6 protein-coding genes are annotated in these 6,801 nt (G+C 46.6%); 3 read left to right on the forward strand and 3 right to left on the reverse strand.

Annotation, left to right across the window (positions count from 1 at the left end; all coding sequences use genetic code 11):
* Positions 1–572: 572 nt before the first annotated feature.
* On the forward strand, positions 573–827 hold the full coding sequence (locus QT979_RS28150; protein ID WP_333312315.1) for a hypothetical protein: 255 nt from the start codon (positions 573–575) through the stop codon (positions 825–827).
* A 10-nt stretch (positions 828–837) separates the two neighbouring features.
* Here QT979_RS28150 and nadB read toward each other — a convergent pair whose 3' ends face one another.
* From nadB to QT979_RS28165, 3 genes are all read right to left on the reverse strand, one after another.
* The gene (nadB, locus tag QT979_RS28155) at positions 838–2,490 is read right to left on the reverse strand and encodes an L-aspartate oxidase (RefSeq protein WP_333312316.1); all 1,653 of its coding nucleotides are present in this window, start codon (positions 2,488–2,490) and stop codon (positions 838–840) included.
* A gap of 316 nt (positions 2,491–2,806) precedes the next feature.
* Positions 2,807–3,241 (reverse strand): photosystem II complex extrinsic protein PsbU, encoded by a 435-nt coding sequence (gene psbU, locus QT979_RS28160; RefSeq protein WP_333164451.1) that lies wholly within the window; start codon positions 3,239–3,241, stop codon positions 2,807–2,809.
* 254 nt (positions 3,242–3,495) lie between these two features.
* Positions 3,496–4,482, reverse strand: coding sequence for an adenylate/guanylate cyclase domain-containing protein (locus QT979_RS28165; RefSeq protein ID WP_333084136.1), 987 nt, complete (start codon positions 4,480–4,482; stop codon positions 3,496–3,498).
* Between the two features lie 512 nt (positions 4,483–4,994).
* Between QT979_RS28165 and hisF the strand changes: the two genes are divergently transcribed.
* Positions 4,995–5,786 (forward strand): imidazole glycerol phosphate synthase subunit HisF, encoded by a 792-nt coding sequence (gene hisF, locus QT979_RS28170; protein WP_333216308.1) that lies wholly within the window; start codon positions 4,995–4,997, stop codon positions 5,784–5,786.
* Between the two features lie 433 nt (positions 5,787–6,219).
* Positions 6,220–6,561 carry a low temperature-induced protein gene (locus QT979_RS28175; RefSeq protein ID WP_333216310.1) on the forward strand — a complete coding sequence of 114 codons (342 nt, stop codon included), beginning with the start codon at positions 6,220–6,222 and terminating at the stop codon, positions 6,559–6,561.
* Positions 6,562–6,801 lie beyond the last annotated feature (240 nt).

The raw sequence follows: 6,801 nt of genomic DNA on the forward strand, positions 1-6,801 counted from the left end.
TTTACATTTTGACATATTTGTTAAATTGATTTTACGCCTTTAACTATTGATTTAGCATAGTAAGTAAGGAAGAACCAATTTTTTATCTAAAATCTCAATTATTTCAGACACATTTAGAGCAATTTTTAGGCCTCAAACCCTAATTGGGCTGTGAGGGAGATATTATTTCAGGCGTCCCCTGTGCAGCTAACTTAAAAAAATAGCTCGCTCCTTAAACTGTAAGGCTTCTAAGCTTTTTGAAACCGTTCAAAAAAATGTCCAAAGTAGTAAAATCTCAAATCTAAAGTCACATAAGTTAAAATCCTGTAATTTGTCATCTGTCATTAGATAGATTTAGCCAAATATAAAACTTATGAGAGCAACTTGCCGTCTCATCTAAATGTTACAAAATATTAAAATAAATCACAACCTCAAACCAAATTCCAATCCCCAAAAGCCTTAATGTAAAAAAAATTATGTAAACTTACGAAAATTAATTAAAGTAGATGTAAACATATCAGTGGAAATACGTAAATTGATAGATATAATAGGTGGTACAGACAGGGATCTATTGCGGTGATTTGAATAAGGCTGTGAATACTATGCGTACTTTGATTCAGCTCACAACAACGGCAACCCTGGCAGCCTGCCTGCAAGTGAATACAGTCGGCACCGCAAATGCGGCTCGACTTGCCAGCAACTCAACTAGCAATTTCACAAAAGCCCGTAGCACGGGCGAGAACCCCAGAGTTTGGACAGTTACACCAACCTCTAGGTTGGGAAATCCCCAACAATACGAACCAACCCCGAACGGGAACCCCGAAAGTGACGGTACGGGAACGCGCTGACCCCAAATTTTCAATCTTCTATTCGCGGAGATTTGTACCAATTGGATTGGTTAATTAAAGTATGGCTGCACCAATCCGGATCTGTGAGAGGATAGTCCACCCGGTAGTGACCGCCGCGACTTTCGGTGCGAAACGCAGCACTTTTGACAATTAAGTAGCCGATATCCAATAAATTCCCAACTTCTCCCCAATTTCGCAAAATTGAGCTATTCTGGGCCTCAGCAGGGGAAAAATCAATAATTTGTCCGGGCTGTAAATTATCAAGCGTCTGACTCAAAGGCAACAAAGCAAATTCTTGCCGCCAAATCTCAAGTTGGACGATCGCCCTTTCCAAATCCCGCTGTCCCCGGCAAATGCCCGCACTCTGCCACACCAAATTCCGCAATTCAACCCGCAACCTTTCGATCGCCTCAATGTCCCGTTCAGAAATCGATTTTTCCCAGATTTCCCCCGCCTCGAACTGATTGGCGAATGCCTCGGATATTCCATCTTCTAGCTGCAAAAGTCCCATCTGCGCCCCAAAGACCAGACATTCCAGCAGCGAATTGCTCGCCAACCGATTAGCGCCGTGTACCCCCGTGCTCGCAGTTTCTCCCACCGCGTACAAACCCGGAATCGAAGTTTGGTTAAACTTGTCAGCGACAATCCCTCCCATCCAGTAATGGGCCGCGGGCGTCACCGGCACCGGTTCGGAAAAAATATCAATTCCCCAATCAGCGCACACTTGAATAATATTGGGAAACCTGTAGCGAAGTCGATCGACCGCAATCGGGCGCAAATCCAGCCAAACATGAGGTTCCCCCGTCTTTTGCAAGTGGCGGAAAATAGCGCGGCTGACAACATCCCTAGGGGCGAGTTCCCCGCTGGGGTGAGAGTCAAAAGCAAAGCGATATCCCTTACTGTCAACCAAATGAGCTCCTTCTCCCCGCACCGCTTCGCTAATGAGAAACCTAGGCGCGCCCGCTGTACTCAGCGCCGTCGGGTGAAACTGCACAAATTCTAAATCTCGCAGCAGCGCCCCGGCGCGCCACGCAATTGCCACCCCGTCCCCGGTACTTACCGACGGATTGGTCGTTTGAGCAAAAACTTGTCCGCCGCCGCCTGTCGCCAGCACCACGGCTTTGGCCTGCAGCCACTTGACTTGTGAGCCGCAAATCGAGCTAATCCCCTGACACCGCCCGGTTTTGTCTAGCCACAGACTCAAAGCAAAGGCAGGAGATACGAGTTGAATGTTTTTGCGGCTCAATACTTTTGCTGTCAGCGTACTGATAACCGCTTTGCCCGTAGTGTCGGCGGCGTGGAGAACTCGGCGGCGGGAGTGGGCTGCTTCTAGGGTGAGGGCTAAATCTGGGCCGGTGCGATCGAATGCAACGCCCATTTTCACCAGGGAGTCGATGCAAGTACCAGCTTCCTCGACTAAAAATTTCACCGCCTCCAAATCGCAAAGGCCGGCTCCCGCAGCCAGTGTATCCTGAACGTGCAGCGCTGCGGAATCTTCAGGGGCGATCGCCGCCGCAATCCCTCCTTGAGCCCAATCGCTTGCAGAAACAGGCAGGGTATTTTTATTGATCAAGCCCACGTGCAAATGCTCTGGCAGGCAAAGTGCTGTATACAAACCCGCCGCGCCAGCACCTATTACCAATACGTCAAATTTGTCAGTCATAAGTCTGCCGCCAGTCTATTTTAGATTTTAGATTTTAGATTTTAGAATTGAGTCTACAGATGAATCTGGGGACTTGAACTAATGTCAGTCAAGGGATTTTAGATTTTAGATTTTAGATTTTAGATTTTAGATTTTAGATTTTAGATGAATCAGGGGAACCCGCTGATTTCAATCTAGCGAATTTTGGTCGGCTTTTGCCGAATGGTGGTTGAAAGTAAGTCTTGATAAATTAAAGGCAGAAGTCATCAGCCTAAGAGAAAAAAAATCTTTTCTTTCTGCCGAATGACTTCTGCCTTCAAATGAGGCCCGCTGCTACCTAGTCGTAGAGACCGTTATTCAACCTGGTATCTCCTTCAATAAAGACTGATTCGACATCAGTTATGGTGAATTTGTCCAAGTTAGCTTGCAGCACTTTTTTCTGAGCTTCCGTCAAACCTGAAATGTTGAGTACGTCCTCAACTTTTTCGTAAGGAGCGTTCTTAATAATTAGTCCAGCTAAAGTGGGATACAACCCTCGATATTGGCGAAAGTCCCGGACGGCGCTGTTGTTCAAATCAAGTTTTTTGCCGTATTCTGTGGCAAGCTTCTCATCGGCGCGATTGGTTCTAGCCGGAGCTTCAACAGCTAGGAGCGAGGATGATGGCAAGACGATACGGCTTAATGACGCCGCGATCGCGCTTTGGTCTCCAGCCCATGCAAAGCAGCCCAGCACTAAGCCCAATACTGCCAATAGACGACCCAATCGTTTCATGAAGTTTTGTCTCCCAATTTCATACACAGCATTTATGTAGAGACTACCATTTTGCTTATGCAGTTTTTCAGATAAATCCGCAATAGGTAGAGGGCTGTTATAAACTTTACATTTTGGTATTGACAAGGCGGACAATATATGACAATAGCCGACTTTTAAGCATCGCAGGCAAGTTTATCAAAGGCACTCCCAATTAAAAACTCGGACTGCCATTTTAAAGGGTTAATTTTTGCCCCGCCCCAATTTTCTCGCTATCAAGAACTTTTTCCTTTCGTTTTGAGAAAAGCATTCAAGTCAGCATAAGTACCGCCGTAAGTCACCGTGGGAGTGTCGTAACCCTTTAAAGCAACGGTGTGCTGCTCGAAAGCGCCCTGCGCCCCCAATTGCGTCAGGTATTTGTAGGTAGTTTCTCCCACAGCGATATCCTTGCCAAGTTGCTTGGTGCAAGATTCCAGGCGAAATGCTGCGTTTACAGTATCTCCCAAGGCGGTATAGTCCGATCGGTCGCTGCTGCCAGAATTTCCCACCATTGCATAACCGGTATTGATGCCAGCCCCGACTCGCAAAGGAAAAGGCAGGGGGTAACGGCTGCTGAGTTCGTCTGTTGCCTTGTGCAGTTCGCTCAAAGCTTGGCAAATCCGCATCATTTCCTCGCTGCTGACACCGCTGGTTTTGTGGAACCAGACTGCCATGATGGCATCGCCGATGTATTTGTCCACCCAACTGCCGTGTTCGCGAATGATCTGTCCTGCTTTGCGGAACCAGTTGCCGATAACTTCCGAGAGGAGGGTTTCGTCTAGCTGCCTAGTCAAAACTGTAAAGTCTCGGATGTCCATTACCATGACGCTAATCAGGCTACGCACCGTCAAAGTCGCCGTAAAATCTTCAGAGTCTGTCTCGTGTATTGGATCGTGTCGGTGACCGGCGGTTGGGTTGTAAAAGTCCAATTCGGTTTGACCGAAAATAATCCGATCGCCATTTCTGAGAGTGACAGGAATACTGACGCGCCGCCCGTTGACAAAGGAACCATTGCGGCTGCCCAAGTCGATCAGGTAGAACTCTCCTGTCTCCATTTGCTGTAACATCGCGTGATTACGGGAAATCCAGCGATCTGTCAGTACAAAATTATTGTCATCGCTCCGCCCTACTGTCCAGCAATTGCTGCCGGAGAGCGGCAAGTAGCGATTGCCGCTTTTCTCTGTACGAAGTACCAAATGTGGATTGGCTTGCAAAGTCACCACAGCCCTAAAAACGACATCAAGTCAACCGATTTGAGATTTTAAACTTTAAATTTTAACTTTACCGCGCGGCTTATAACTGAGATTGCTGCTAAAAAACCTCAAATCTGCTGTTCTCAAATCTAAAATTGTTTAGTCGATCGTCGATGCACCAAAGCATACAGGATTGCCGAACCACAATTCGATCGCCAGCGAAGGTAGTTATGGTTCGATCATAGGCGAAATTGTCATATTTTTCACCCCAAAGATGTCTCTGGGGACTTAAATTTGTTGCTTTTTGCGGAAACATAACTCTCTACCCATATTCTACCGAAGGTCACGGCTCCCACTGCGAGCCAAGTTTTATTTATTCTCAGGGGGCCTAAAAAAACTGAAAAATGGCTCTCCGGCTCCGACCGAGAATTGTTAAACACAAGGTATCTTTAAGATTTGTGGCTTAACTTCGGGTTTTTGAAGATATCAACAAAGCCTTTTCCTCGCTGCGGCGGTCAATAAGTTGGAAACACGAGAATTTTATGTTGTCGAAAAGAATTTTGCCTTGTTTGGATGTGAAAGCCGGTCGCGTGGTCAAAGGTGTCAATTTTGTCAACCTTCAGGATGCTGGCGATCCGGTAGAAATGGCTCAGGTTTACAATGATGCCGGTGCTGACGAGTTGGTGTTTCTGGACATTACGGCGACTCACGAAGACCGGAATATTATGATCGATGTGGTGTACCGAACGGCCGATCGCGTATTTATCCCTTTGACGGTGGGCGGCGGTATCCAATCCTTAGACACAATTAAAAGTTTGTTGAGGGCGGGCGCTGATAAGGTGAGTATTAATTCGGCGGCAGTGCGCGATCCGAGTTTAATTGACAAAGCCAGCGATCGATTTGGTAATCAGTGCATTGTAGTGGCGATCGACGCCCGCAAACGGCAAGACGCGGATAATCCTGGTTGGGACGTGTACGTGCGCGGAGGGCGAGAAAATACCGGCCTAGATGCGATCGCCTGGGCCAAGGAAGCCGAACAGCGCGGCGCGGGGGAAATTCTGGTGACAAGCATGGACTCGGACGGCACTCAAGCCGGTTACGATTTGGAATTAACTCGCAGCATTGCCGAAATGGTCGAAATTCCCGTCATTGCTTCCGGTGGCGCCGGCAACTGCCACCACATCTACGAAGCCGTGACTGAGGGCAAAGCAGAAGCAGCCCTACTGGCTTCCCTGCTGCATTACGGGCAACTCAGTGTAGGAGAAATTAAAACTTATCTAGCAAAATGTCAAGTTCCCGTGCGACAGCAGCAGCCATTAGTTATTAGTCATTAGTCAGTGGATAGTCGGGCGCATCTCATATCTTGCAACATTTTTAACAAACCGCTCTGCGGGTTCACTCAAGCGCCCTCTCACGTTGTAAAGAGGCTAAATAAACCCGCCCCCACTCCACGATAAAACCAGTTACTGACATTGATACCGCTATGTGAGGCGCATCCGAAGGCACTTATAGAGAATTTTTTTGATTCTACACAAGTGCCTTCTACATAAATCTCTTGGGGCGATCGACTCCTGTCAACTAGAAATATTCCCTGAGAAGGATTTCAAATCCCAGCTTTTTCAGCTAAATATTATATGTTAGCTCAATTTGAAAGAGAGCAAAGGTTGCTTTTCTCAAACTTGAGTTAAAGATTGTGCAGAATTTGAGTGAGCTTCTGCCTGTTAACAATCTTACCGATCAAAACTTCTAAAAACGGAGAAATTTTGTATGTCTTTTATCAGCTTTAACTTCCCTGCCAAGCGTTTAGTCCGCACTTTAATAGCTGTTTGTTTTTGTGCTTTGATGTTTGTTTCTAATGCTTTCCCGGCTTTTGCAGTTACTAGCAGCCCCACCAAAGGTGAAGACAAACTTTTGGGTATTGAAAAAGAATCTCAAGAAGCTGTACTGAAAAAACCAATGTCCTTGGAAGAAACTCAAGAAAAAGCCAGCAAAGGGCCTAACGAAGTTCAGGGAGACGCTGACATTGAAAAAATGAAAAATCCTTCCAATACACAAGCTACATCCTTTGAGCAACAAGTCAAAAAAGCTGTCAGCAAAATTAAAGACTAACTCCGCGCGCAGTAGTCAGCGGACAGTTGTCAGTATAAAAGATTAGGGACACGGCGCTGTGTCGTATCCCTAGATTTTTTTTTGTAGAGACACCGCACCGCGTCACATTCTTGAAAAGGCAGTATCCAATCTAAATTTAGGTTGAGTTTTCAGAATCGATCTTAGGAATGAGAATTAAATAACTTCCACTCTTGAAAGTGGGATGGGCGTCCCGCCCGTCCAAAAAGGACGGGCGGGACG

The organism is Microcoleus sp. w2-18bC1 (assembly GCF_036700365.1).
Lineage (GTDB): Bacteria > Cyanobacteriota > Cyanobacteriia > Cyanobacteriales > Microcoleaceae > Microcoleus.